The sequence below is a fragment of the Pectinatus cerevisiiphilus genome (assembly GCF_004341685.1).
In the GTDB taxonomy this organism is placed as follows: Bacteria; Bacillota; Negativicutes; order Selenomonadales; family Selenomonadaceae; genus Pectinatus; species Pectinatus cerevisiiphilus.
Map to the genome: position 1 here is coordinate 189425 of NZ_SMAA01000003.1, position 25684 is coordinate 215108.

Annotated in this window: 16 protein-coding genes and 1 riboswitch; of the genes, 9 read left to right on the top strand and 7 right to left on the bottom strand. The window is 38.0% G+C overall.

Features of this window, described 5'->3' with window-relative positions; translation table 11 throughout:
• Positions 1-60 precede the first annotated feature (60 nt).
• The 3 genes from EDC37_RS03005 to EDC37_RS03015 form a co-directional block, all read right to left on the bottom strand.
• On the bottom strand, positions 61-516 hold the full coding sequence (locus EDC37_RS03005; RefSeq protein WP_132547770.1) for a S1 RNA-binding domain-containing protein: 456 nt from the start codon (positions 514-516) through the stop codon (positions 61-63).
• 168 nt (positions 517-684) lie between these two features.
• Positions 685-960 carry an FtsB family cell division protein gene (locus EDC37_RS03010; protein ID WP_132547772.1) on the bottom strand — a complete coding sequence of 92 codons (276 nt, stop codon included), beginning with the start codon at positions 958-960 and terminating at the stop codon, positions 685-687.
• A gap of 133 nt (positions 961-1093) precedes the next feature.
• Positions 1094-2212, bottom strand: coding sequence for an MGDG synthase family glycosyltransferase (locus EDC37_RS03015; RefSeq protein ID WP_132547774.1), 1119 nt, complete (start codon positions 2210-2212; stop codon positions 1094-1096).
• Positions 2213-2579: 367 nt separating this feature from the next.
• Between EDC37_RS03015 and recJ the strand changes: the two genes are divergently transcribed.
• The 4 genes from recJ (at position 2580) to EDC37_RS03035 (ending at position 7344) form a co-directional block, all read left to right on the top strand.
• Positions 2580-4550 carry a single-stranded-DNA-specific exonuclease RecJ gene (gene recJ / locus EDC37_RS03020; RefSeq protein ID WP_132547776.1) on the top strand — a complete coding sequence of 657 codons (1971 nt, stop codon included), beginning with the start codon at positions 2580-2582 and terminating at the stop codon, positions 4548-4550.
• A gap of 374 nt (positions 4551-4924) precedes the next feature.
• The gene (locus tag EDC37_RS03025; protein WP_132547840.1) at positions 4925-5155 is read left to right on the top strand and encodes a FeoA family protein; all 231 of its coding nucleotides are present in this window, start codon (positions 4925-4927) and stop codon (positions 5153-5155) included.
• Between the two features lie 83 nt (positions 5156-5238).
• A complete protein-coding gene (gene feoB, locus EDC37_RS03030; RefSeq protein WP_132547778.1) occupies positions 5239-7131 on the top strand; it encodes a ferrous iron transport protein B in 1893 nt (630 codons plus the stop codon).
• An 18-nt stretch (positions 7132-7149) separates the two neighbouring features.
• Positions 7150-7344 carry a hypothetical protein gene (locus tag EDC37_RS03035; protein WP_132547780.1) on the top strand — a complete coding sequence of 65 codons (195 nt, stop codon included), beginning with the start codon at positions 7150-7152 and terminating at the stop codon, positions 7342-7344.
• A gap of 353 nt (positions 7345-7697) precedes the next feature.
• Here the strand turns inward: EDC37_RS03035 and EDC37_RS03040 are convergent, their stop codons facing one another.
• The 4 genes from EDC37_RS03040 to fba all read right to left on the bottom strand — a co-directional run bounded on the left by EDC37_RS03040 (position 7698) and on the right by fba (position 12852).
• Positions 7698-9383: a CocE/NonD family hydrolase gene (locus EDC37_RS03040; RefSeq protein ID WP_132547782.1), complete on the bottom strand. Its 1686-nt coding sequence runs from the start codon at positions 9381-9383 to the stop codon at positions 7698-7700.
• A 139-nt stretch (positions 9384-9522) separates the two neighbouring features.
• Positions 9523-9855 carry a winged helix-turn-helix transcriptional regulator gene (locus EDC37_RS03045; protein ID WP_341539298.1) on the bottom strand — a complete coding sequence of 111 codons (333 nt, stop codon included), beginning with the start codon at positions 9853-9855 and terminating at the stop codon, positions 9523-9525.
• A 284-nt stretch (positions 9856-10139) separates the two neighbouring features.
• Entirely contained in the window at positions 10140-11681 is a 1542-nt protein-coding gene (gene guaA, locus EDC37_RS03050; RefSeq protein WP_279388536.1) for a glutamine-hydrolyzing GMP synthase, read from the bottom strand.
• Positions 11682-11886: 205 nt separating this feature from the next.
• On the bottom strand, positions 11887-12852 hold the full coding sequence (gene fba / locus EDC37_RS03055) for a class II fructose-1,6-bisphosphate aldolase (protein ID WP_132547788.1): 966 nt from the start codon (positions 12850-12852) through the stop codon (positions 11887-11889).
• A gap of 311 nt (positions 12853-13163) precedes the next feature.
• On the opposite strand from fba, the gene typA reads away from it, so the two are divergent.
• The 5 genes from typA to rpoC all read left to right on the top strand — a co-directional run bounded on the left by typA (position 13164) and on the right by rpoC (position 25538).
• Positions 13164-14978, top strand: coding sequence for a translational GTPase TypA (gene typA, locus EDC37_RS03060; RefSeq protein ID WP_132547790.1), 1815 nt, complete (start codon positions 13164-13166; stop codon positions 14976-14978).
• Positions 14979-15081: 103 nt separating this feature from the next.
• Positions 15082-15573 (top strand): cell division protein SepF, encoded by a 492-nt coding sequence (locus EDC37_RS03065; protein WP_132547792.1) that lies wholly within the window; start codon positions 15082-15084, stop codon positions 15571-15573.
• A 192-nt stretch (positions 15574-15765) separates the two neighbouring features.
• A riboswitch (cyclic di-GMP riboswitch) is annotated at positions 15766-15849 on the top strand.
• Positions 15850-15932: 83 nt separating this feature from the next.
• A complete protein-coding gene (locus tag EDC37_RS03070; RefSeq protein ID WP_165874439.1) occupies positions 15933-17594 on the top strand; it encodes a diguanylate cyclase in 1662 nt (553 codons plus the stop codon).
• Positions 17595-17823: 229 nt separating this feature from the next.
• On the top strand, positions 17824-21558 hold the full coding sequence (gene rpoB, locus EDC37_RS03075; protein WP_132547796.1) for a DNA-directed RNA polymerase subunit beta: 3735 nt from the start codon (positions 17824-17826) through the stop codon (positions 21556-21558).
• A gap of 17 nt (positions 21559-21575) precedes the next feature.
• Positions 21576-25538 (top strand): DNA-directed RNA polymerase subunit beta', encoded by a 3963-nt coding sequence (gene rpoC / locus EDC37_RS03080; RefSeq protein WP_132547798.1) that lies wholly within the window; start codon positions 21576-21578, stop codon positions 25536-25538.
• The last annotated feature ends 146 nt before the right edge of the window (positions 25539-25684 follow it).

Below are 25684 nucleotides of genomic sequence, written 5' to 3' on the forward strand. Positions count from 1 at the left end.
AATTTAGACAGGTACATACAAAAAGCACCCCATTATAGAGTGCTTTTGGAAAATTATAAATTATTCATAATGGCGTGAACCACGGCCACCGCGTTTTGAATCAGTTTTTTTCCGCAAGTCCGTGAGTTTTTCATCGCTGTCTTTTAAGAATTTAGAAAGCTTATCTTCAAAAGAGGGAACCCCTAAATTATTCTGTCGGCGAAAGTCCGTATTAAAATTTTTGCGTTGCGTAAATCTTGCCGGAGTAGTATTCGCTCTAGGTGCAGCGGGATGAAGTGGTTTTTTTTCTTGAAGTTGCTTTATAGATAGGCCGATCTTATTGCCGTCTATAGTCAAAACTTTGACTTTTACTTTTTCGCGCTCTTTAAGAAAATCTTTCACATCTTTAACATATACATCAGCGACCTCAGATATATGAATCAGACCTACTTTACCTCCGGGTAATTCAACAAATGCACCAAAATTTGTTATTCCCGTCACTATGCCTTCAAGTACATTGCCAACTTCAATTGACATAAAATTATTGAATCCTCCTTAAAGTCAAGCCATTTTAATGGTATTATACCCTTAGATTGTCAACAGTGTCAAGATAATAAAAATCATATATGGCACTTTTTAGATAATATCCCATGATTTCTCGTACTGCTTTTTTCTTAGAAAAAAGTTTATAACTTAAATATATACTCATTTATCAGAAGCAACATAAGGAACTTCATCTTTTTTAGTCATCCCCAATTCTTCGCGGGCGATCTTTTCAATATATGCAGGGTCCTGCAAAGCATTTTTTTCTTCATTGAGCTGATCATTCTTGGCCTGTTCTTCTTGAAGATCTTTTTCAACGGTAGAACGTTCCTGCGCTATATCGTTTATATAGAGTTGCTGCTCAATTGCTATATAAATAAAATATCCTAGGAGGGCAAGAAGAATAACAATGAAAATATCAAAATGACGTTTTTTCATATGAATCACTTCCTTGGGATTTTAAATGAATGACACATTTTTTATTCTCCCTTTTTACAATAAATAACCGTTGCGAATATTTTTGATCTGTTTTTAGTAAAGACCCTAAAAAAATTGTGTTTTACATTACCAACTATAAAAATCGTGCTATTACATCCACTACTTTTTGTGCAGCATACGGTTGTTTTAAAGTACGTGCATTTTGTTTCATCCATGAGAGTCGTTCTACATCAGTGAGCAAGTCTTTAACAGTTTCACTAATATGTTCTTTCTTTTGTACCCAGACAGCAACACCATTGTCAGCTAAATAAGTAGCATTTTCTGATTCAGGCCCAGGAATAGGTGCATGTAAGACCATGGGTAATTCTCTGGCCATAGCTTCACTGATAGTAAGCGCACCGGGTTTACTGATCAGAAGCGTAGAAATGGCCATCAATTCATTGATGTTATGGGAATAGCCCCAAACCTTTATCAAATGGCGGGAATGGGCAATATAGCAATTGACTTCTGACCATAACGTTATATTGGCACCGGTTACCACTAAAAGCTGCATTGGAAATGTCAAGTTTTCTAATTCTTCCAAAGCATACTTTACGCTGCCAAGACCAAGTCCCCCACCCATAATCAAAATAATTGGCATATTATCATTTAAACCAAATTTTTTGAGAAGCGCAGTTCTATCAAAAGGTTCACTGAAAAGCCTATTTATTGGTATGCCGGTGACCGTAATATGGTCAGCAGCAATGTCACGGTCAATCAGTTCCTTTTTGAGGCCGCTGTGTGCGACAAAATACATGTCGACATTTTTATAAATCCAAATTTGATGCAGACAATAATCGGTTACTACAGTAAAAAGCAGTGCATTGGTTTGTTTTTTGCTTTTTAAATAAGAGGCTGCCGCACAGGGAAAAGGATGAGTGCAGATTATGATATCAGCGTGATATTTTTCGATTATCGAAGCCATATTACGCTTCATAAAATAAGCCAGCAGCACCTGAATAGAAGATCCCTTCACGCGGCCTGATGTGAAATTATAAAGAAATTCATAAAGTGCTGGTATAAAATCAAGCATTTTAAGATATATTTCTTTTAATAAATCATTTAAATAGGCTGTTTCAGGCGACATAAAATCGACAACATCGATTTTTGCGGAAGGGTATCGTTTTTTCAATTCATTGTTTACAGCTGCAGCTGCTTTATTATGTCCTGAGCCAATAGATGCTGTAACAATAAGGATATTTTTTTGTGTCATGTCTGACTGTTCCTCCAACCTGCCACAATAAATGCAGAATTGACGTATAAAGTATTATTATTAATAAATATTTGTGTGTTAAATTAGCAAAGGTACACACTGTTCATGCAGTTAAATATTGCGATTGTCCTCAGCATAATGAGCAGTCAATTATAAAAAACAATATTAAGATTAGAAACAGACAATACCGCTTTATTTATAATGAACCTACTATATGCATTCTGTATTTTATCATATACTCTTGGTTGTGTAAAATAAATTTGCCGCATAAAAGTTGTGTGTTATACTATGTGTAACATTTTACTACTGAATTAGATACCATATATTACCAGAAAATTTTCAAAAAAGGAGTGCTGAGTAGAACTTTATGAAGAAAAAATGGGACATTACTCCTCCCGATAAACATAAACAACTTATTTGGGCAGAAAAGCTAAATCTTTCACCTATCACCGCGGGAATTTTGATAAAAAGAGGCTGGACATTGGACGATGCAGCTGCTTTTTTAGACGCGGAGCAGCAAGATTTTTATGATCCGTTGTACTTGCCCAATATGCAGGCAGCTGTGGCGCGCATACGGGCAGCAATCCATAAAGAAGAACTTATAACAATATTTGGTGATTATGATGTAGATGGAATAACTGCCACTGTAGTTCTTTATAAAACTTTGCAGTCATTAGGGGCAAATGTTGAATATTATTTACCTGATAGGCAAAGAGAAGGCTATGGCATACATAAAGAATCAATTACTAAGTTTATAGATAAAACAAAATTGTTGATAACAGTTGATTGTGGTATACGCTCTTCGGCAGAAACGGAATATGCCAGCAATTATATGGATGTAATAATTACCGACCATCATTTGCCAGGACAGCAATTACCAGAGGCTGTAGCTGTTATCGATCCTAAAAGGGAAGACTGCGACTATCCTGACAAAAATTTAGCAGGAGTTGGTGTAGCTTTTAAATTATGCCAAGCATTATGGCGAAATATAAAAAATGAAGAATTTACAAAATATCTGGATATTGTTGCTTTAGGTACAGTTGCTGATATAGTACCACTTTTAAATGAAAACAGGAAATTTGTTAAAATGGGGTTATCTTCTATAAATAATATTGGGCTTTTGGCACTTATAAATTTATGTGGCCTCCAAAAAAATGAAATTACGGCAGCGCATATTGGCTTTGTACTTGGGCCGCGGCTCAATGCAGTTGGCAGGTTGAAACATGCCAGTATAGGAGTAAAACTGCTTCTAACTGAAGATAAGGACGAAGCTGCTGAACTAGCCCAGTTTCTTGATGAAGAAAATAAAATACGCCAGCAACTTGTAGAAAGTACTTTTCAAGAAGCTTCTAAAATAGTACAGGATAATGATTATGATAAATCCGCTGCGCTAGTTGTTGCTGCGGAAAATTGGCATCCTGGTATTATTGGTATTGTCGCTTCCCAACTGGTAGAAAAATTTTATCGACCAACAATAGTGATTAGTTTTGATAAAGAGGGGTTAGGTAAAGGATCGTGCAGGAGTATTAAAAACTTTGATATCTGTGATGCTTTGGCAGACTCTGATGATTTGCTTGTAGCATTTGGCGGGCATTCAATGGCAGCAGGCTTGACCATAAAGAGAGCTGATTTAAATCTTTTCCGCGAAAAGTTTACCCAGTATGCACAGCGTACTTTGTCTACAGAAGATTTTTATCCACTTCTTAATGTTGAAACAGTTTTGCAACCTGAAGATGTTACTAAAAAATTAATTACAGATATATCACGTCTTGAACCATTCGGTATGGGGAATCCTGCACCGCTTTTTTTATGCAGTGAAGTAAAAACAAATAGTATAAAAAAAATAGGAAAAGATGCTGCCCATCTCAGGTTTACATTCTCTGTAAAAAATAAAACTTATGCGGCCATAGGATGGCGAATGGGTGAATATGCAGATAAATTGCAAAATGAATTATTTCATTTTGTTTTCCGACCAGGAATAAATGTCTGGAATGGAAAAGAATATATTCAATTTGAAGTAAAAGATATAAAAATAGATGAGGGCGATTATCCGACACATGACGAGGTAGGATATTTATATCTCTTTCTAAAAAAGATGATGCCATTAAACAAAAATACTAGTAAACAAAATATTATTGATGTAATAAGACAATATGGACAGTTCTGCCAAAAACCAATTACTAAACAAAAAATTATGTATTGCTTAAAGGTGTTGTCGGAGATCGGTATAATAAAAATTAACGAAAAAGAAAACGAAATTGAATTTTTACCATTACCAAAAGAGAAAAAAGATATAAATGCATCAAAGACATTCCTGCAAAAATATAGAAACAATTAATAATTTGAATATAAAATGATTTAATGCTACTACAAGGTATGTTGATTTGAAGATAAGTATGTACAGGTAAAAAAATTTGTTTGGTCGTTTGCTTTATGCATTTTATAACAATAAAGCAGGTTCCAAGTCAAACATACTAGAATTAAGCAGCAGGCCAAAGTATAAAAAGAAAAGTAGCTACAAAGCATTATAAGTAACTGTAAAAATGTAATGTATATATATAAAGGTAAGATACATTGACAACTATTATCATTATCTGTATTATAGTGATAGGGTTTATATATAAAAATGTATTTATATATAATACTTTTTAGCTATAAATTACAAAGTTAACAGGAGTGGTAAAGATGGCGGTTGTTGTTGGGCAGAATAAGATGACGCTGAATCACGTTCGAGCTGGCAGCAGTGTGAAAGTAGAGTATTTGGAGGCATCACCGTTAAAAGAACGGTTGATGAGTATGGGAGTGGTTTCTGGTACAGTGATTAAAGTACTGAGCAGTGCCCCCTTAGGTGACCCTATGGAGATTAATGTGCGCTCTTACAACTTGGCTATGCGTCGCAAGGATGCAGAAAAAATTGTAGTATCATTATTACCGACAGCATGATTTTTGTATAACGTTACAATACATTATAAATTGTTTATAGTAATGTATTAAATAATCTAATAGGAGCAAATGGAGGAAGTTAGATGTCAACATTATCTGTAGCCCTGACAGGAAACCCCAACACGGGCAAATCTACAATATTCAATGAACTGACCGGCATACGTCAAAAGATTGGGAATTGGCCGGGAGTTACCGTAGATAAAAGGATGGGCTATATTAAACATGATGATAGGGCAATTTCTATTGTCGATTTACCAGGAACTTATAGTGTAAACGCCCGTTCACCAGAAGAAAAAATTGTAATAGATTACTTACTCAATGAGCATCCAGATATCGTAGTCGATGTAATCGATGCTTCTAATATAGAAAGAAATTTATTTCTGACTTTACAACTCTTAGAACATCATATACCAGTTTTATTAGATTTGAATATGATAGATGAAGCTACAAAACGTGGCATGAAGATTTCATCTAAAAAGCTTTCAGATCTTATTGGTATGCCTGTTGTTGAAACAATAGGCAGAAGTGCTAAAAGCACTAAAAAGCTTTTAAGTGTATTTACTTCTACAGTAATGGCAAATTATAAAAACAGTGACCTTATTGAATCTCATATCGAAGCAGTTGCTGCAGTACGTGCAGGTGAAGGTAAAGATGATGACAAAGAAGAAAAGGTCATTGCCCTTCGTTATGCTTTGATTGATAAATTGATTTCTGAAACTGTCGATACTAGCAATATGGCAAGCACTTCAACAACTGAAAAAATTGACCATTTCTTGGCCAATGGTTTCATTGCCCTTCCTATTTTGTTGTTATTGCTTTATGCTGTATTCGAAGTTACTTTTACTTGGATAGGACAGCCTTTAGCTGATGCACTTGATTTCATAATCAATACATGGTTCTCCGGAGTAGTTGACGACGCGTTGACAACTCTTGGTGTTGCTGATTGGCTCCATTCACTTGTAGTTGATGGTGTTATTGCAGGTGTAGGTAGTGTCTTAACATTTGTACCGCTCATATTTACCTTGTTTTTCTGTTTGAGTGTTCTTGACGGAACTGGTTATATGGCTCGTGTAGCTTTTGTTATGGACCCGATAATGCGTCGCGCAGGACTTACAGGAAAAGGCATAATGCCTCTTATCATGGGTTTTGGTTGTGGTGTTCCGGCCATCATGGGAGCAAGAGCCCTAGATTCGGAAAAAGACCGGATGGTTTCCATTTTAGTAACACCGTTTTTGACATGTGGTGCCAAACTTCCGGTTATGGCATTATTTGCGGCTGTATTTTTCCCAGATAATGCTTCCAATGTTGTTTTTTGTATGTACATCGTAGGTATAGTGATGGCTATTATAATGGCTAAAGTCCTTAATGTAACAACTTTTAGGGACAAGCAGTCAACCTTCCTTTTAGAGTTACCACCTTATCGTATTCCTGATATAAAAACAGTTTTACTGGAAACTTGGGATAAAGGTAAAGGGTACTTGATCAAAGCTGGTACAATTATATTTGCTATGTCTGTACTTATTTGGTTCTTAAGCAATTACAATTTCAGCGGTCCTACTGACGAAATGACAGAAAGTTTCCTTGCGGTTTTGGGCGCAGGTGTTTCCCATTTGTTTGCTTGGCAGGGTTTTGCATCATGGCAGGCAGGTGCTGCAGCTATTACTGGCGTAGTAGCCAAAGAAGCAGTTATATCAACAATGGGTATCTTGTATAATGTAGGTGATGTTGCTGATGATACTGTGGACGCTGCTAATCAGATGATGACAGCTCTTGGTGGATCATTTACAGCGTTGTCAGCATTAGCATTTATGGTATTTACACAACTCTACTCACCATGTGTAACTGCATTAGGCACAATCAAAAAGGAAACTGGTAAGTGGAAATGGATGTTTTTCGCCTTTGCTTACACTTGCGTAGTAGCATGGATAGTATCATTACTTGTTTATCAGATCGGTAGGTTATTGGGCTTCAATTGATGTCAGGAGGAATTTATTATGACAGTCACGGGAACAATAGCAACGTACGTTATAGCAGCAGTAATATTAGTAGCTTTCGCATATGGTATATACCATATATATTGTAACTTCTTCAGGGGTGAAAGCTCTTGTTGCAAAGAAGGAAAATCTTCTTCTTGCGGTTGTTGCGGTTGCCATGAAGTACATGACAGAAAAGTCCCAAGTTCTAAATAGAAAGAGAAATAGAACTGATGATGGAGTTTTAGCACTCCATTATCAGTTCTATTTTTTTACAATTTAATATTTAGGGAAGAAAATAGTATGTTTGTGTTAAATAAATATTTACTGGTATAATAAAAAGGGTTTTGAAAGGTAAGTTTTTTATTTTACGATCTTTTGGTAAAAAATAATGTGGAAGTAAGCTTGAGTTTTTGCTTACTTCCACATTTTATATAGAATCCATTTTTCTTTATTCTTCCCAGCTTTGCCGGTAATTTACTTACCGCTCCATGATAATTGCTCTTTTTAGCAAATAGTTTGTTCATCTATAAATTTTAAGATTTATGGACTACATTTAGATCTTAATATTAGCAATTTTTAATAATGGGTGCAATCAGACGAGAGGAAAATTGCGATCCTGTGTAGATAATGTGGCGGCCTTTGTTTAGATTGTCGATTGCTGGTAGATTAGGAAATTCTGGATGTGTCCAAAGCTCATTGCCGGTGATAAAGACATCAAGTTTTTCGCCAGCGTGCCATTTCATACCAAAAGGCCAGAAACCAATTTCTACTGGAACAATTTCACCAGAATGCAATTTTTGTACTTCATCAAAGGTATAATACGGGCGATTTACTGTAGATTTTTCCTTATTCAGTTTGCGCATGGAGACACGCAGACGACCGCTGGCACCAGTGCAATTTTGCCTATTGATGATAGGAATAGACATAAGTTTACCATCCTTATCACGTTTGCGAACATAGGCAAAGAGATCCATATCATCAGCTGATTCAGCTGCTACATACAGGCATAAGTTCATGTAGCCAATGATTTCTACATCTTCGGTAAACGTAAGCTGAAAAGAGGCTCCTTCCTGAGGATTATATATAAAGCTGTTTTCTTCATGGGGGGTGGCTTGACTGAGTCCCATGTTGCTGGTATCAAGATAGAAAGTTTGCAGTTTTTGGCGGTGTAACGGAAAACTTTCTTCGGGACGATTCGGGATATTTTTATGGCCTGGGTCAAGCACCGTTAAGCGGACACGTGGTGTTTTTTCCCAGCCATTATTAACACCTTTTAAATAGTGATCAAAAAACTTGCGGAGATCCTCAACATGCTCTGGTGTGTAATAATCGTGCCATTCATGTGTGTCATGTACGCGTAACCATTTCTCCTTAGAAGATATTTTCTCCCAACCAGCAAAGGTTCCATTCGTGTGCAGCATGTTTGTATAGCTGGCGGTAACGTAGGCTGGAATAGTGATCTTTTCTGCATGGACAATTTTATCTTCCCAATAAGCATCCATTAACGGATGGGATTTAATCATGGCTACAAGGTTTTCGTATTTATTGTTGCCATAAAGATGTTCAAAGATACTACTGACAAATAGTATGTCGGGAATACCACCCTTACAAGAAGTATCGCGATAATTGTCAAGTGCACCTTCCCACGGAGCAATAGCTGTTAAATGCGGTGGCTGATGTGATGCTACATTCCATTGTGCCATGGACAACCAGGAATTGCCAGTCATACCGACTTTACCATTACTCCAATTCTGCTGACCGGCCCACTCAATAAAATCGTATTCATCTTCAGCTTCTTGCGTTCCCCAGGCATACGCATCGCCTTCAGAACTGAATATGCCGCGCGGATCTGGATGTAAAATAACATAACCATGATTGACCCAATAACTTGGATTTGGTCCCTCAAACTCATTTAAACCATCTTCCCATTCTTCTTTGACACCCATGCGGCCTTCGAAGAGGTCATAGCAGAGATAATGACCTCGCTTGCCATATGGTGCCCATGCAATAAGTACTGGATATTTACCCTCTTTGACTGGACGGAAGATATCCATGTAAATGGTTGTACCATCTCTGAGCTGCATAGCAGCATCACGCTCACAAAGCACATCGCAGGGCAGTTCCTTTCCGCCGTGACGATGAACACTACCTTTTTTTAAAATATAAGTATCTGGCTGAAAACCTGGATAATCAGATTCCGTAACTGACGGTATCTGGCTAAAAATAATGCTGTTTTTAATTTTTGACACCATAATCACCTCATAAACGTCTTATATGTGTTATTTCGAATACAAAGCTAACACTTATATAGGCTGTAACAACAATCAGTGCTGCTTTAGTAGTATTATATGTTTATTGGTGACCATGGTAAATTAGTGCTTTTTTTAGCACCTAGTCAATATCCTGATGGTATATAGATGTTTCAGTTGTAATAGGAATCTGCTGTTCCTTCATCCGTTTAATATTCCATTTATAAATGCTGTTGATGATAGGAATCAGTGTTTTACCAACCTCAGTAAATACATAATCTGTACGACGTGGATAACCGGGATAATCAATGCGCTGGATAAGACCATCCCCTTCAAGTTCACGCAAATGTGTTTGCAAAATACGGCCAGATGCACTCAAAACGCGCTTAGTTTCATTGAATCGGACAAATCCTTTCTGCTCAATACCGCGCAATATAAGCATTTTCCATTTACCACCTATAGTATGTAAAAAAATTCATAAGGATTTTCTGGAATCTTATCATTCTTTTTAGTTATCATATTTATCCCTTCTTTTAAGCAAATCATAAAATAAAAACATCTATCACGTAGGCAGATGAACATAAAATTATTTCGATTACAAATTTAAGCAACTTTAGTTGCACAAAATAAAACACGATTGAAAATCCAAGAAGATACTATACTTGAAAAGAAACAAGCAGACAAAATTTTGATATTTCGTTCAGAAAAGAAAAAGAGTTGAAAACCCTTAATAAATAAGGATTTTCAACTCTCCAATGATTATTCCCACTCAATAGTAGCTGGTGGCTTAGAAGTTATATCATAAACAACTCTATTCACGCCGGGAACTTCATTTACTATGCGATTGGCTACTTTATCAAGTACTTCATAAGGAATTTTAGCCCATTCCGAAGTCATTGCATCAGAGCTGGTGACTGCGCGTAAGGCAATAGTATGGCAATAAGTGCGGCTGTCACCCATGACGCCTACTGATTTTATGTTTGGCAGGCAGGCGAAATACTGCCAAATTTTTTCAGAAAGACCAGCATTTGCTATTTCTTCACGGAAGATAGCATCAGCTTCGCGCGTAACAGCAAGTTTCTTTTCGGTTACTTCGCCTAAGACACGAATAGCAAGTCCTGGCCCTGGGAAAGGTTGTCTCCATACAAGATCATGGGGAATGCCGAGTTTTTCACCTACTGCACGAACTTCATCTTTAAATAGTTCACGTAGTGGTTCAATGAGTTTAAACTGTATGTCTTTAGGCAGGCCGCCCACATTGTGATGACTTTTTATCGTAGCAGAGGTTTTTGTACCGCTTTCAACTACATCCGGGTAAATGGTTCCCTGTATGAGAAAGTCCATTTTACCGAGTTTATTTGCTTCTTCTTCAAACACACGAATAAATTCTTCGCCAATGATTTTTCTCTTTTTTTCCGGATCTGAAACGCCTTCTAATTTAGTAAGAAATCTATTTTGGGCATTAACACGGATGAAGTTCATATCAAATTGTTTTTTAAAGATCTTTTCAACTTGATCGCCTTCATTTTTGCGTAATAGGCCATGATCAACAAAGATACAGGTCAATTGCTTACCAACGGCTTTGTGTGTTATTACAGCGGCTACAGAGGAATCTACACCACCAGAAAGGGCACAGAGAACTTTTTTAGAGCCGACTGTTTCTTTTATCTGTTTGACTTTACTTTCTACAAATGAAGCCATGCTCCAGTTTCCCGTTACTTTACATATGTCAAATAAAAAGTTTTGCAAAACTTTTTTACCAAAAGGTGTATGTTCTACCTCAGGATGAAATTGCACACCATAAATTTTGCGTTTGTCGTCAGCCATCGCTGCTACCGGTGCAGCTTTCGTAGTGGCAATAATTTTGAAATTTTCCGGAGCCTTTGCTACATAATCCCGATGGCTCATCCAGCAGGTATCGCCGTTATTGATACCGTTAAAGAGGATAGCTTTTTTTTCGAGCTTTATTGATGTTTTACCATATTCGCCTGAATCAGCATGTTCTACAACACCGCCGAGTTCGTTGGCAATAATTTGGTGTCCGTAGCAAATACCTAATATAGGGACATTTATGTCAAATAACCCTTTTACGGCTTGGGGAGTGTCTTGGGCGTAGACACTGGCGGGGCCGCCGGTTAAAATTATTCCTTTTGGGTTTTTGGCCTTGATTTTATCAAGTGTGTAATCATAGGGTACTATTTGGCAGTATACGCCGCATTCTCTGACTCTTCTAGCGATAAGCTGATTATACTGACCGCCAAAATCGATAACAAGCACAAGTTCATTGTTGTCCGTCAAAATAAATCCTCCTATTTATTAATTAAATGCAATTAAAAAAAATAAGTATTATTGCAATTGGCTTTATTCGAAAGTCTACTATATTATCTTAAAAATAGCAACAGAAAGGCAATAAAAATAATGCTCTCCCCACAGTGACAGTTTACTATGTAATACTGTCTGCTGCAAAGAGAGCAGTTGAAAAAAAGAATAAGTACGATTCTTTTTATTAAGCTTTATTTTCGCAACCGAGTACGTCGGTTATTTTATGTTTTACGAGTTCTTTAATATAATCTCTAGCAGGGGAGAGGTACTGACGCGGATCAAAATGGTCTGGATGCGCTGCCATATGTTCACGAATGCCTGCAGTAAGAGCCAGACGCAAGTCAGAGTCAATATTAATTTTGCAGACAGCTGATTTTGCAGCTTTTCTGAGTTGTCCTTCAGGAATGCCGACAGCATCAGCAAGTTTACCACCATTTTTATTGATGATGCTTACATATTTAGGAATAACGGATGATGCACCATGCAATACGATAGGGAAATTAGGCAAAAGTTTTTCAACTTTTTCTAATATGTCAAAACGAAGTGGAGGTGGAACTAAAACACCATCTGCATTTTTTGTGCATTGTTCTGGAGTAAATTTAAATGCACCATGACTTGTTCCTATAGCAATGGCAAGTGAATCAACACCAGTTGATTTTACAAAATCTTCGACTTCTTCTGGTTGGGTGTATGATGAATCTTCAGCTGTTACATGAACATCATCTTCTATGCCAGCAAGTCTTCCTAATTCACCTTCAACTACGACACCTTTTTTATGGGCATAGTCAACAACGCGTTTGGTGAGTTCAACATTATCCTTGTAGCTGTGTTTTGAACCGTCGATCATGACAGAAGTAAAACCCCCATCAATACAGGCTTTGCAGATATCGAAATCAGCACCATGGTCAAGGTGCAAAGCGATAGGCAGATCAGTATCTTCGATAGCCGCTTCTACGAGTTTTGTAAGATAAACATGTTTAGCATATTTACGGGCACCAGCTGATACCTGAAGAATAAGGGGAGCATTTTCTTCCTTTGCTGCTTCAGTAATGCCCTGAATGATTTCCATGTTGTTTACATTGAAAGCGCCGATAGCATAGCCGCCTTCGTAGGCTTTTTTAAACATTTCCGTAGTTGTTACTTTTGCCATTAATGATACCTCCAAATTTATAATCTGAGCAACCTTTTAAATTATACCACAAGTACAGGGCTTTTGTATAATGATAACGAGGGAAATTGTCAAAATTTTTCCATATTCACTGTATACTATTTATTTGAGATATATTTATGTAGAATATGTAAAGTAAAATAATTAACAGTTTACAGATAAATTTTGCTAGAAAGTACAGTCTGGTGAAAGAACTGTCCATTGGATTATTGACATCATTAGATATTTATAATATCATGATAAAGATATACAGCTAACTTTGAAATGATTTCCTGGAGGAATGTATTTAAATTATGAGTACGAATGAAAAACTTAGAAATATTGCTATAATTGCCCATGTCGATCATGGCAAGACGACCTTGGTTGATGCCATGTTGAAACAGAGCCATGTGTTTCGTGCCAATGAACAAGTGGCAGAACGTGTTATGGATTCCAATGATTTGGAAAGAGAACGTGGTATCACTATTTTATCAAAGAATACTTCTATTATGTATCATGATATAAAAATAAACATAGTGGACACCCCTGGCCATGCTGATTTCGGTGGAGAAGTAGAACGTGTTCTAAACATGGTTGATGGTGTCCTTCTTTTAGTAGACGCATTTGAAGGCCCTATGCCTCAAACCAAATACGTTTTAAGAAAAGCTTTGGAACAGAAATTAAAGCCTATCGTTGTAATAAATAAAATTGACCGCCCTGACCAGCGGGTGGATGATGTTTATGATGAAGTTTTAGAATTGTTTATGGAACTTGGCGCTGACGATGACCAATTAGATTTCCCTGTAGTATATGCAGCTGCGCGTGACGGTATCGCTAAGCTTTCTATGGATGATAAAAGCGATAATCTGGAACCTTTGATGAATCTTCTAGTAAAAGAAATTCCTGCACCAAAAGGTGATGCGGATGGACCTTTACAAATAATGGTAACTACATTGGATTCAGATGAATATGTGGGCCGTGTAGCTATTGGCCGTATTATCCGTGGACATGCCAGAGAAGGCCAAAATGTTGTAATAATAGACGGTGACAGCCAAAGAAAATCAAAAATCGGCCAGCTTTTTGTATATCAAGGCTTGAAGAGAGTCTTGGTAAAGGAAGCCCCCCTTGGTGAAATAGTTGCTATAACAGGTCTGGGAGACGTAAGCATAGGCCATACTATCGCTGATGCTGAACAACCGGAAGCACTTCCAGCTATAAATATAGATGAACCAACACTTTCAATGACTTTTGGTGTAAACACCAGTCCTTTTGCCGGACAGGAAGGTGAATTTATCACATCCCGTCATTTACGTGACCGTTTGTTTAAAGAAACAGAAACGAATGTCAGTCTGAAGGTAGAAGAAACTGATACAGCTGATACATTCAAAGTATCCGGCCGTGGTGAACTTCATTTGTCAATATTGATTGAAACAATGCGCCGCGAAGGATTTGAACTTCAGATCGGTAAGCCAGAAGTAATTTATAAGACTATAAATGGTCAGTTATGTGAACCTATGGAAAATCTTTCTATTGAAGTTCCGCAGGAATTCATGGGAACTGTAATGGAATCATTAGGTACACGCAAAGCGGAATTATCCAATATGGTAGAGCTTTCTGGTTATCTGAGAATGGAATTTACAATACCGGCTCGTGGTCTTATCGGTTTTAGGTCTGAATTTTTAACAAATACCAAGGGTAATGGCATTATGAATCATGTATTCCATGGTTATGTACCTTTTAAAGGTGAAATTCCGGGACGTGCCCGCGGCTCATTAGTTGCCTTCGAAAGAGGAGAAACTACTGCTTATGGGATTTATACCTTACAGGATCGTGGTACAATGTTCGTTTCACCAAATGAGCAGGTTTATGAAGGTATGATCGTTGGTGAAAACAGCCGTGAAGTTGATATAGATATTAATCCATGTAAGAAAAAGAATGTATCTAATATGCGTTCAAGTTCTTCTGATGAAGCTATAAGACTTACTCCACCTCGTATATTAAGCCTTGAACAAGCATTGGAATACATTAATAAAGACGAATTAGTTGAAGTTACACCTAAAAGTGTACGACTTAGAAAAGTTATACTTAATAAACAACAACGTGGTCGTATGAGAAAAAGCTCCAAATAAATAAAAAAATTCTTTAATAAAGAAGGATTTTATTCTTATGTGTAGAATAAAACTTACTATAAATAAATTTGGTGCGTTTTTAGATTAGTGGGGGTGAACTTAGTTGAAATTAATAAACAAAATAGCCAATATCTTAATGCCGATAGAAGAAGTTGAAGAACCTTTCGACTCGATGTCAGCAGATGAGAAAGCAGAACCTGTTAGCGGAGAGAAGCGTCGGTCTGCCAGACAGGAAAGTGCACAAACAGGAATTGAGACGTCTTCCATATCATCTGTTCGCTCTCATTTATCCGTACATGCAAATAAAGCTGCTGGTATAAAAATTTTCGTTTTCAAAATTAATGCATTTGACGAAGTTAAATCTGTAGCCGATGCGTTAAAACAAAAACGCGCAGCAATTGTAAATTACGAAAAAGTTGATACAGAAACGCAGAAGCGCATATGCGATTTTATTAATGGTGTTTGTTATGTATTAAACGGTGAAGTAAAACGTATATCTACTACAATGGTATTATATGCACCAGAAAATGTCATTATTGGTGATGGTGCTATCAGAGGAGCAGATGGCATATTCAGAAATGATATGGCCAGCTGACTTTCAAGTCTTATATAGTCAAGATGGGCTTTCTTTTACTTTCAAGGAAGGCCCGTTTTGTTTGTTTTTTTGTCTATGATATATAATTGAAAATCTTTACCAACGGCTTGATATATAAAGACGGTTGCGTTGTGTCTGTCATTATCATCTGAAATATTTATGTAAATGTCATCTTTAGTACTATTTAATATAAATTGTTACTGGCAAACTTATTGAAAAATAAGGACGCAAAGCCTTGGGTCTACAGAGATAATCCACGATTGCCAGGCTGCATTATTAGTTTAGATAGTGCAGGCTGGTTTTTATTTGAGTGAATAATCTGGAGGTATAGAATGTACGTCTTATACATTGGGAGGGATATGCTTTTTTCAAAAAAGCTGCAAAACCTGGTTACTGCAAACGGCTTTATGTACAAGCATACAAATTCTTTGGAAATTGTTTGCCATGAAATAAGTAATAAAAGATTTTATTTAGTAATTATTGATAAAGATATGCATACTCCTTATATAATTAGAATGATAAGGGAGAATAATTCTATTGCGTATAATCAAATTATAGTAGTTTCTCAAGATGATGACTTTGAAACGAAAAAATATTATTTCAGGCTTGGGATAATGGCATATTTTTATAAAAAAGAGTTTGATGCCGATCGGTTTAATAATTATCTAAAGACGTTAAATGATGAAGTGACGGTTATCGAAGCATTAAAGAATATGAAAATAGCGGTAGTTGATGATAATCCGTTTTTCCTTGATGTGGTAGAAAAATTCTTTTCTTTGCGTGAAATAAAAAATGTTGAATATTATGAAGAGTCACGAGCATTTCTACGGGCAAAAAATGATTTTGATCTCTGTTTCATAGATTTAGTGATGCCTGTTTATGACGGTGAAGTCTTGGTTCGACATGTCAGAGAAACAAATAATGATACCATTATTATCATTATTACCGGTTATAACAATGAAAAAAGTATTACACATTGCCTAAATGTTGGTGCGGATGATTTTATGTTAAAGCCGTTGGACTTTATAGTATTTATGTCGAGAATAAATTCGTGCATAAATCGTCATCGCTTGGACCAGGAACTGAAAAAAAATAATGAACGTCTTTTTGAATTAGCGACACGGGATACATTAACTAATATATATAATCGTACATATTTCATGGATGCGTATAAAAGGAAAATGGCTGAAGCGCTTCGCACAAAAGAAAGTTTTTCCTTGCTTTTGCTGGATATTGACCATTTTAAGAATATAAATGATGAATATGGACACCTTAAAGGGGATTATGTACTTAAAGAAACAGCAGCACTGTTGAGCCAAAATTTGCGCAAATCTGATGTTCTGTGCCGCTGGGGTGGTGAAGAATTCCTTGTGCTTTTAAATTCCGCTGATATAAATAAAGCTGCCATTGTTGCCCAAAATATGAGAACTCTGGTAGAGCAGAATAAACTACAGGGCGTACGTTCTATAACAGCCAGCTTTGGCGTTATAGAGTATTCTTTAGCAGTAGATGCAGAAAAGAATTTTACACTTTTGGATAATTCGTTATATCTTGCAAAATCAGTTGGCAGAAATAAGATTATCTGCAATGGAAATTTACAGTTATTTGGCAAAGAACCAATCACCCAAATAGAGTGGAGCCCTTTTTTCAAAAGTGGCAATGCTATTATTGATAATGACCATAAGGTATTAATTGATTTTGCCAATGAACTTATAAAGCGGTATTTTTCGTCTGGACATAGCCTGAATAAGGTTTTTCTTAAACACGTTATTTTGGCAATAAATGCGCATTTTAAACGGGAAGAAAATATTATGAAGGCAGTCGGTTACGAAAAATACGAAGAATATAGAGCGCTGCATAGAGAAATTATTGTGATGGCAATAAAGGAAAAAGATGCTGTCGATTCTACCAAATCTACCGAGAAATCAATGCAGGCGGCGATAGAATATATCGTGGGCAATGCGATTATAGGCCATATTATAAAGGCTGATTTTGATTTTTTCCCATTGTTACGTCAATAATTTATATTTGCTTGACTGCAAATAAGTACTGTGCTATAATTGTTTATTACAGAATGGCTAATTATCTGTAAAAGGAAGATCCTTCTTACAGATAAAATATATCAGGCGGGGTGTACAATGAAATATTATGAAATTAAGAGAGCAAGGTGTGAAAAATAATAACGGCCTTGCCTTTTTAATGTTCGTTCATTGCTTATTATTTGTTTAAATGTGCTGAGGGGTGAAAATTTTGTTTAAACCTGTTCCGGTGGGAAAAAGAACAAGGTATAGCTACGCCAAAATAAAAGAAGTTATGGATATGCCACATTTGCTGGATATCCAGAGAAATTCATATGAATGGTTTATGAAAGATGGGCTTAAAGAAATTTTTCATGACATATCTCCAATACAAGATTTTACAGGAAATCTTGTATTATCGTTTGAAAACTTTTCTTTAGGTGATCCTAAATATTCTATTGATGAATGCAAAGAACGTGATACGACCTATGCTGCACCGCTGCGTGTTAATGTGCGTCTAATTAATAATGAAACTGGTGAAATAAAAGAACAGGAAGTATTCATGGGCGATTTTCCGTTGATGACGGAAACTGGTACATTTATTATAAATGGGGCTGAGCGTGTCATAGTAAGTCAGCTGGTACGTTCTCCAGGTGCGTATTATGGAGTTACTACTGACCCTACCGGCAAACAATTGTATAGTTCTACGCTTATCCCAAACCGTGGCGCATGGATCGAATTAGAAAACGATGCTAATGATGTTGTTTCTGTTAGAATAGACCGTACCCGTAAATTGCCGGTAACTATTCTCATAAGAGCACTCGGTATTAGCTCTAATCAAGCTATTGCAGAACTTTTCGATAATGATCCCCGTATTGTCAATACCATGGAACGCGATAGTGCAGTTTCCAAAGAAGAAGCGCTTGTTGAAATATATAAAAGGCTTCGTCCAGGAGAACCGCCTACAATTGAAAATTCTCAGGCTCTTTTAGATGGACTTTTCTTTGATCCCAAAAGATATGATTTAGCTACGGTCGGTCGTTATAAAATAACCAAAAAACTTGGCTGGAAGAGACGGCTCGTCGGCCATGAATTAATAGAACCACTTGTTGACCATACTACTGGTGAAATAGTTGTGCCAGCAAATACTATTGTTGATATGGTCATGCTTGACCCTATAACAGTAGAACAGGAAAAAAACATTTTCGGCGATGGTGAAATGATTACCTTTTATGTCAAAGGTAAAACAGACAAGCCAATGAAAATGATTTGTTCACCGACGCTTGAATACCATCATAGGACTATTACGATTGAAGATATAATGGCTTCTATCAATTATCTGCTGAATCTTATGGATGGCGTGGGCAATACAGATGATATCGATCATCTGGGAAATCGTCGTGTTCGTTCTGTTGGTGAACTTTTGCAGAATCAATTCCGCATCGGCTTATCAAGAATGGAACGTGTTGTAAGAGAAAGAATGACTATCCAGGATAACGAAGTTATTACACCGCAGGCACTTATTAATATACGTCCTGTAGTAGCTGCGATAAAAGAATTCTTTGGTTCAAGTCAGTTATCCCAGTTTATGGATCAGCATAATCCACTTAGTGAATTGACGCATAAACGCCGTTTGAGTGCACTTGGCCCTGGCGGTTTGTCCCGTGAACGTGCTGGGTTTGAAGTGCGTGATGTTCACAATTCCCATTACGGACGCATGTGTCCTATCGAAACGCCTGAAGGTCCTAACATCGGACTTATCGGTTCATTGTCTACGTATGCGCGTGTAAACCGTTTTGGCTTTATGGAAACACCTTACCGCAAAGTCGATAAGGCTCATAAAAAAGTCACAAACGAAGTATATTATCTTACAGCTGATGAAGAAGAAGATATTGTAATTGCGCAGGCTAATGAAAAGCTGGATGAAAATGACTGGTTCGTAGCGAGTCGTGTTACGGCGCGTTTTCATGAAGAAACAAATCTTATGCCAGCTGATTCTGTAGATTATATGGACGTTTCCCCTAAACAGGTAGTTTCCATAGCAACGGCAATGATTCCTTTCCTAGAAAATGATGATGCTAACCGTGCCCTGATGGGTGCGAATATGCAGCGCCAGGCTGTGCCTTTACTACGTACGCAGGCACCTTTGGTCGGCACAGGAATGGAATATAAGGCAGCTTGTGACTCCGGAGTAATGATTCTGGCTAGAAATGCTGGTACCATTGCTAAGGTTACGGCAGACCAAATCGTTGTCCGCAAGGAAAACGGGGAATGCGACAGATATAAATTACAAAAATATTTACGCTCTAACCAAGGGACTTGTATTAACCAGGTACCTATTGTTTATAAGGGCGATAGCGTTTATAAAGGACAGCCTATTGCAGACGGTCCTGCAACTGACCATGGTGAGCTTGCACTCGGTTATAACATAATAGTGGCATTTATGCCATGGGAAGGTTATAACTATGAAGATGCTGTCTTACTCAGTGAAAAGCTTGTAAAAGAAGATATTTACACATCTATCCATATAGAAGAATATGAATGTGATGCCCGTGATACAAAGCTTGGGGCAGAAGAAATAACCCGTGATATGCCAAATGTTGCGGAAGAAGCATTGAAAGACCTTGACGAAAAAGGTATTATCCGGATTGGTGCGGAAGTTCGTCCAGGCGATATTCTCGTCGGCAAAGTTACTCCTAAGGGAGAAACGGAGCTTACAGCAGAAGAAAGATTGTTACGGGCCATCTTTGGTGAAAAGGCACGTGAAGTAAGAGATACTTCTCTGCGTGTACCGCATGGCGAAGCTGGTAAAATCGTCGATGTAAAAATTTTCAGCAGAGAAAACAATGATGAATTACCTCCAGGGGTAAATCAACTTGTACGAGTATATATAGCACAGAAACGCAAGATCGCAGTCGGCGATAAGATGGCAGGCCGTCATGGTAATAAAGGGGTTGTATCACGTGTTATGCGTGAAGAAGATATGCCTTTCTTGCCAGATGGTACACCAGTCAATATCGTTTTAAATCCTCTTGGTGTTCCTTCCCGTATGAATATCGGGCAGGTTTTGGAAACTCATCTGGGAATGGCTGTACGTGAACTCGGTATGCAGATTAAAGCCGGTGATATCACTGTTGAAAAACGTTTGAGAGATATCGGTTATGATTTTGATGCTTATGGTATGCCTAAACCTGATGCTGCAGGCTTGCATATAGCTACGCCTGTTTTTGATGGGGCAAAAGAAAATGAAGTATTTGAAACACTGCACGCGTCTGGTTTTTCCGATGATGGTAAAACGATTCTTTATGATGGTCGTACCGGTGAACCGTTTGAAAATCCAGTAACTGTCGGTTGTGTATATATGCTTAAACTGCATCATCTTGTTGATGATAAGATTCATGCGCGTTCTACAGGACCGTATTCCCTTGTTACACAGCAGCCACTCGGTGGTAAAGCACAGTTTGGTGGACAGCGCTTTGGTGAAATGGAAGTGTGGGCTCTCGAAGCATATGGAGCAGCATATACATTGCAGGAAATACTGACTGTAAAATCAGATGATGTTGTCGGTCGTGTTAAAACATATGAATCTATTGTCAAAGGCGAAAATATTCCTGAACCTGGGGTACCGGAATCATTTAAGGTTCTTATAAAGGAATTGCAGAGTATCGGTCTTGATATAAAAATCCTTTCTGAAGATGCTCAGGAAATCATGATTCATGATACGGATGATGATATTGTTGATGCACCTAATGAAAATGCAGGTATACCGAACCCGCCGCCGGCAAAGGAACATGATAATAAGCCTGCCGTTGCTGCTGACAGTCCAAAAACTGATGACGACGCAGTAGACGATGACGATATTATTGCAGAACTGGGTAATATGACAAACGAAGAAGATCCAGAAGCTAATAATCAAAACAGCTCGTCAAATGATGATATGGATACTAATGATGATTATAATGAATAGAGGGGAGTGACTACCCTTTGTTGGATGTCAATAATTTTGATTCCATGCGCATAGGGATTGCATCACCGGATAAAATCAGAGAATGGTCTTATGGTGAAGTAAAGAAACCGGAAACTATAAATTACCGTACGTTAAAGCCGGAACGGGATGGTCTATTCTGTGAAAGAATATTTGGACCTACACGTGACTGGGAATGTCATTGTGGTAAATATAAGCGTATCCGTTATAAGGGCGTTATATGTGATCGTTGTGGTGTTGAAGTTACACGGGCAAAAGTTCGCCGCGAACGGATGGGCCATATCGAACTTGCCGCTCCGGTATCACATATATGGTATTTTAAAGGAATCCCAAGCCGTATGGGGCTTATTCTTGATGTATCACCCCGGTCATTGGAAAAAGTATTATATTTTGCTTCATATATAGTTCTTGATGCCGGTGACACTCCGCTTATGAAAAAGCAGCTCCTAACAGAAAACGAGTATCGTGAATACAGTTCTAAATACGGTAGTAATTTTAAAGTTGGCATGGGTGCAGAAGCAGTAAAACAACTATTGGAAGAACTAGACTTAGACAAGATGAGCGTGGATTTACGTGCTGAATTAAACTCTTCCAGCGGCCAAAGAAAAATTCGTGCTATACGTCGTTTAGAAGTTGTTGAAGCTTTTCGTAAATCTGGCAACAAACCATCCTGGATGATTATGGATGTAGTTCCGGTAATTCCACCTGAACTGCGTCCAATGGTACAATTAGATGGTGGCCGTTTTGCCACTTCTGATCTTAACGACCTTTACCGCCGTGTTATAAACCGTAATAACCGCTTAAAAAGGCTGCTTGATTTAGGAGCACCAGACATTATTGTACGCAATGAAAAAAGAATGCTACAGGAAGCTGTCGATGCTTTGATTGATAATGGGCGTCGTGGTCGTCCTGTAACAGGACCTGGTAATCGTCCGCTGAAATCCTTGAGTGATATGCTCAAAGGTAAGCAGGGACGTTTCCGCCAGAATTTGTTAGGCAAACGTGTCGATTATTCAGGACGTTCGGTTATTGTCGTTGGCCCTGAATTGAAGCTCCACCAATGCGGTTTACCAAAAGAAATGGCATTGGAATTATTTAAGCCGTTTGTTATGAAGAAACTTGTTAATGCAGGTATCGCGCATAATATAAAATCAGCTAAACGAATGGTTGAACGTGTTCGTCCAGAAGTGTGGGACGTACTGGAAGAAGTAATAAAGGAACATCCAGTATTATTGAACCGTGCACCTACGCTGCATCGTCTTGGCATTCAGGCATTTGAACCTGTACTGACAGAAGGACGTGCATTAAAATTACATCCGTTGGCTTGTACTGCTTATAATGCAGATTTTGATGGTGACCAGATGGCTATCCATTTACCACTTTCTGCTGAAGCACAAGCCGAAGCTCGTATTTTGATGCTGGCTGCAAACCATATTTTAGCACCAAAAGATGGACGGCCTATAATTGTGCCTACACAGGATATGGTACTTGGGTCTTATTACCTTACTATCCTTCGTCCTGGTGCATTAGGTGAAGGTAAAATATTTACTGGTATTAATGAAGCTATTTTAGCTTATCAACATAAAGCACTTGCCCTTCAAGCTGAAATCAAAGTACGTATTAAGAATTACGGCATGGTGCGGACTTCATTGGGACGCATGATCTTCAACGAAATACTGCCAGAAAAAATTCGCTATTTTTACAAAGATAAAAAGACTGATGAATGGTGCCTTGGTATCCGCATGGATAAAAAGGAACTCGGTAAATTAGTTGCTAAATGCTATGATAAATTAGGTGGCAGTCAGACCTCAGTTGTAATAGATGGTGTAAAAAATTTAGGCTATCATTACGCTTGTATCGCAGGTATGACGGTTGCTATTTCCGATATTATTGTTCCACCAGAAAAAAAGCAAATAATTACAGCGACTGAAACTGTAGTAACTAAGGTTGAACGTCAGTTCCATCGTGGTCTTATAACCGAAGAAGAACGCCATAAAAAGATATGTGATCTCTGGACGAAAGCTACCGAAGATGTAACGGACGCTATGATGAATAACATGGATCCGTTTAATCCAATCTTCATGATGGCTGACTCTGGTGCACGTGGTAATAAACAGCAGATGCGTCAATTAGCAGGTATGCGTGGACTCATGGCTGATCCGTCTGGTAATATCATCGAATTGCCTATCAAGGCTAACTTCCGTGAAGGGCTTACCGTATCCGACTACTTTATTTCGTCACATGGTGCCCGTAAAGGATTAGCTGATACAGCTCTTCGTACAGCCGATTCTGGTTACCTTACACGTCGTCTGGTTGATGTTGCCCAGGATGTTATTGTCCGTGAAGAAGATTGCGATGTTGTAGGCATTAATCTGGTGCGTGAACGCGCTAAGCTTGCTACTTCTTCTTCCAATGCAATTTCTATGTTGGCACCGACATTAGTAGATCGTATCTTGGCACAGGATGTAACAGATCCTAAGACTGCTGAACTAGTTGTAGGCGCAGACACAGTACTTGATGATGAATTACTTAAACATATTGGCGAACATGGTGTTTCCCAGATAATATTAAAGGGATCTTCCAATGCCGATATATGTGCGGGTAGTGCTGTCGCAACTGAAACAATTTCACTTGGGGCACCAGAAGAAAATGTACGCGCTGCTATCAAAAAGGCTATGATGCATGAAATGCTCGGTAAAAATATTACAGAAGATGTTCGTACAAGTGATGGTACTGTACTTGTCCATGCAGACACACCATTAACGGAAAAGAACATAGAAGCAATTCTGCACAGTGATGCAAAAGAAGTAAAGGTACGCAACAATGCTGTTCGCGGTATTGAAGTTGAAGCAATCAAAGAAGGCAATGGCGTTATTGAATCACTTAAAGAACGTATTGTTGGACGTGTATTGGCGGAAGACATAGTTGATCCAGCGACCGGTGAAAAAGTTGCATCCTTAAATGATAGTATAACAAGTGCATTAGCTGATAAGATATGTGCTGTTCGTGAAAAAGTTACAATAAGAAGTGTTCTGACCTGTAAATCACAGTTTGGTGTATGTATAAAATGCTATGGGCGCGATTTGGCCAACGCTACACAGGTTGATATTGGCGAAGCAGTTGGTATCATTGCTGCCCAGTCTATCGGCGAACCAGGCACACAGCTTACAATGCGTACGTTCCATACCGGCGGTGTCGCAGGGGAAGATATCACACAAGGGTTGCCGCGTGTTGAAGAATTGTTTGAAGCACGTAAACCGAAACATCATGCCATTATCGCTGAAATTGAAGGTGATGTTTCTATCACTGAAGACAAAGGGATGCGCATAGTCGTCATAACACCTAAAGAAGGAGATCCGCGTGAATATCAGATTCCTTATGGTGCTAGACTAGTTGTACATGATAAAATGACTGTCAACCCAGGTGACAAACTTACAGAAGGCTCTATTAATCCACATGATATTTTACGCGTGTGCGGCTTAAAAGAAACGCAAAGATATCTTGTGTATGAAGTTCAAAAAGTTTATAAATCCCAGGGTGTTGAAATAAACGATAAACATATTGAAGTCATGGTACGCCAAATGCTCCATAAAGTGAAGATCGAGGATTCTGGCGATACTGGTTTCTTACCTGGTGAATATGTCGATATAAATACCTTTGAAGCTGCCAATGCTAAGACGATTGCGCATAATGGCATACCGGCAGTAGCACGTCCAATATTGCTGGGGATTACAAAAGCTTCTCTGGCTACAGATTCATTCCTTTCGGCAGCATCATTCCAGGAAACAACTCGTGTGCTTACAGATGCTGCAATCAAGGGAAAAGTTGATCCTTTGATTGGCCTCAAGGAAAATGTTATTATCGGTAAACTTATACCTGCTGGTACAGGAATGAGCCGCTACCGTAATATTCAAGTAAAACCACTTGATGAAAAAGCTGATGCTGATAATACTAAAGCTTAATTAGCAATTTGAAAAAGGACTGCGCGTAAGTGAATTATCACTTATGTGCAGTCCTTTTGTGGTTCTATACTAAATGTTGGGGTAAGCAAAAATTGGTTCTATACTAAATGTTGGGGTAAGCAAAAATTCAAGCTTACTCCAACATT

Excerpts from the sequence above, each read along its gene's own strand:
- EDC37_RS03005 (WP_132547770.1), bottom strand. The coding sequence starts at position 516 with ATGTCAATTGAAGTTGGCAATGTACTTGAAGGCATAGTGACGGGAATA.
- EDC37_RS03010 (WP_132547772.1), bottom strand. The coding sequence starts at position 960 with ATGAAAAAACGTCATTTTGATATTTTCATTGTTATTCTTCTTGCCCTC.
- EDC37_RS03015 (WP_132547774.1), bottom strand. The coding sequence starts at position 2,212 with ATGACACAAAAAAATATCCTTATTGTTACAGCATCTATTGGCTCAGGA.
- recJ (WP_132547776.1), top strand. The coding sequence starts at position 2,580 with ATGAAGAAAAAATGGGACATTACTCCTCCCGATAAACATAAACAACTT.
- EDC37_RS03025 (WP_132547840.1), top strand. The coding sequence starts at position 4,925 with ATGACGCTGAATCACGTTCGAGCTGGCAGCAGTGTGAAAGTAGAGTAT.
- feoB (WP_132547778.1), top strand. The coding sequence starts at position 5,239 with ATGTCAACATTATCTGTAGCCCTGACAGGAAACCCCAACACGGGCAAA.
- EDC37_RS03035 (WP_132547780.1), top strand. The coding sequence starts at position 7,150 with ATGACAGTCACGGGAACAATAGCAACGTACGTTATAGCAGCAGTAATA.
- EDC37_RS03040 (WP_132547782.1), bottom strand. The coding sequence starts at position 9,383 with ATGGTGTCAAAAATTAAAAACAGCATTATTTTTAGCCAGATACCGTCA.
- fba (WP_132547788.1), bottom strand. The coding sequence starts at position 12,852 with ATGGCAAAAGTAACAACTACGGAAATGTTTAAAAAAGCCTACGAAGGC.
- typA (WP_132547790.1), top strand. The coding sequence starts at position 13,164 with ATGAGTACGAATGAAAAACTTAGAAATATTGCTATAATTGCCCATGTC.
- EDC37_RS03070 (WP_165874439.1), top strand. The coding sequence starts at position 15,933 with ATGCTTTTTTCAAAAAAGCTGCAAAACCTGGTTACTGCAAACGGCTTT.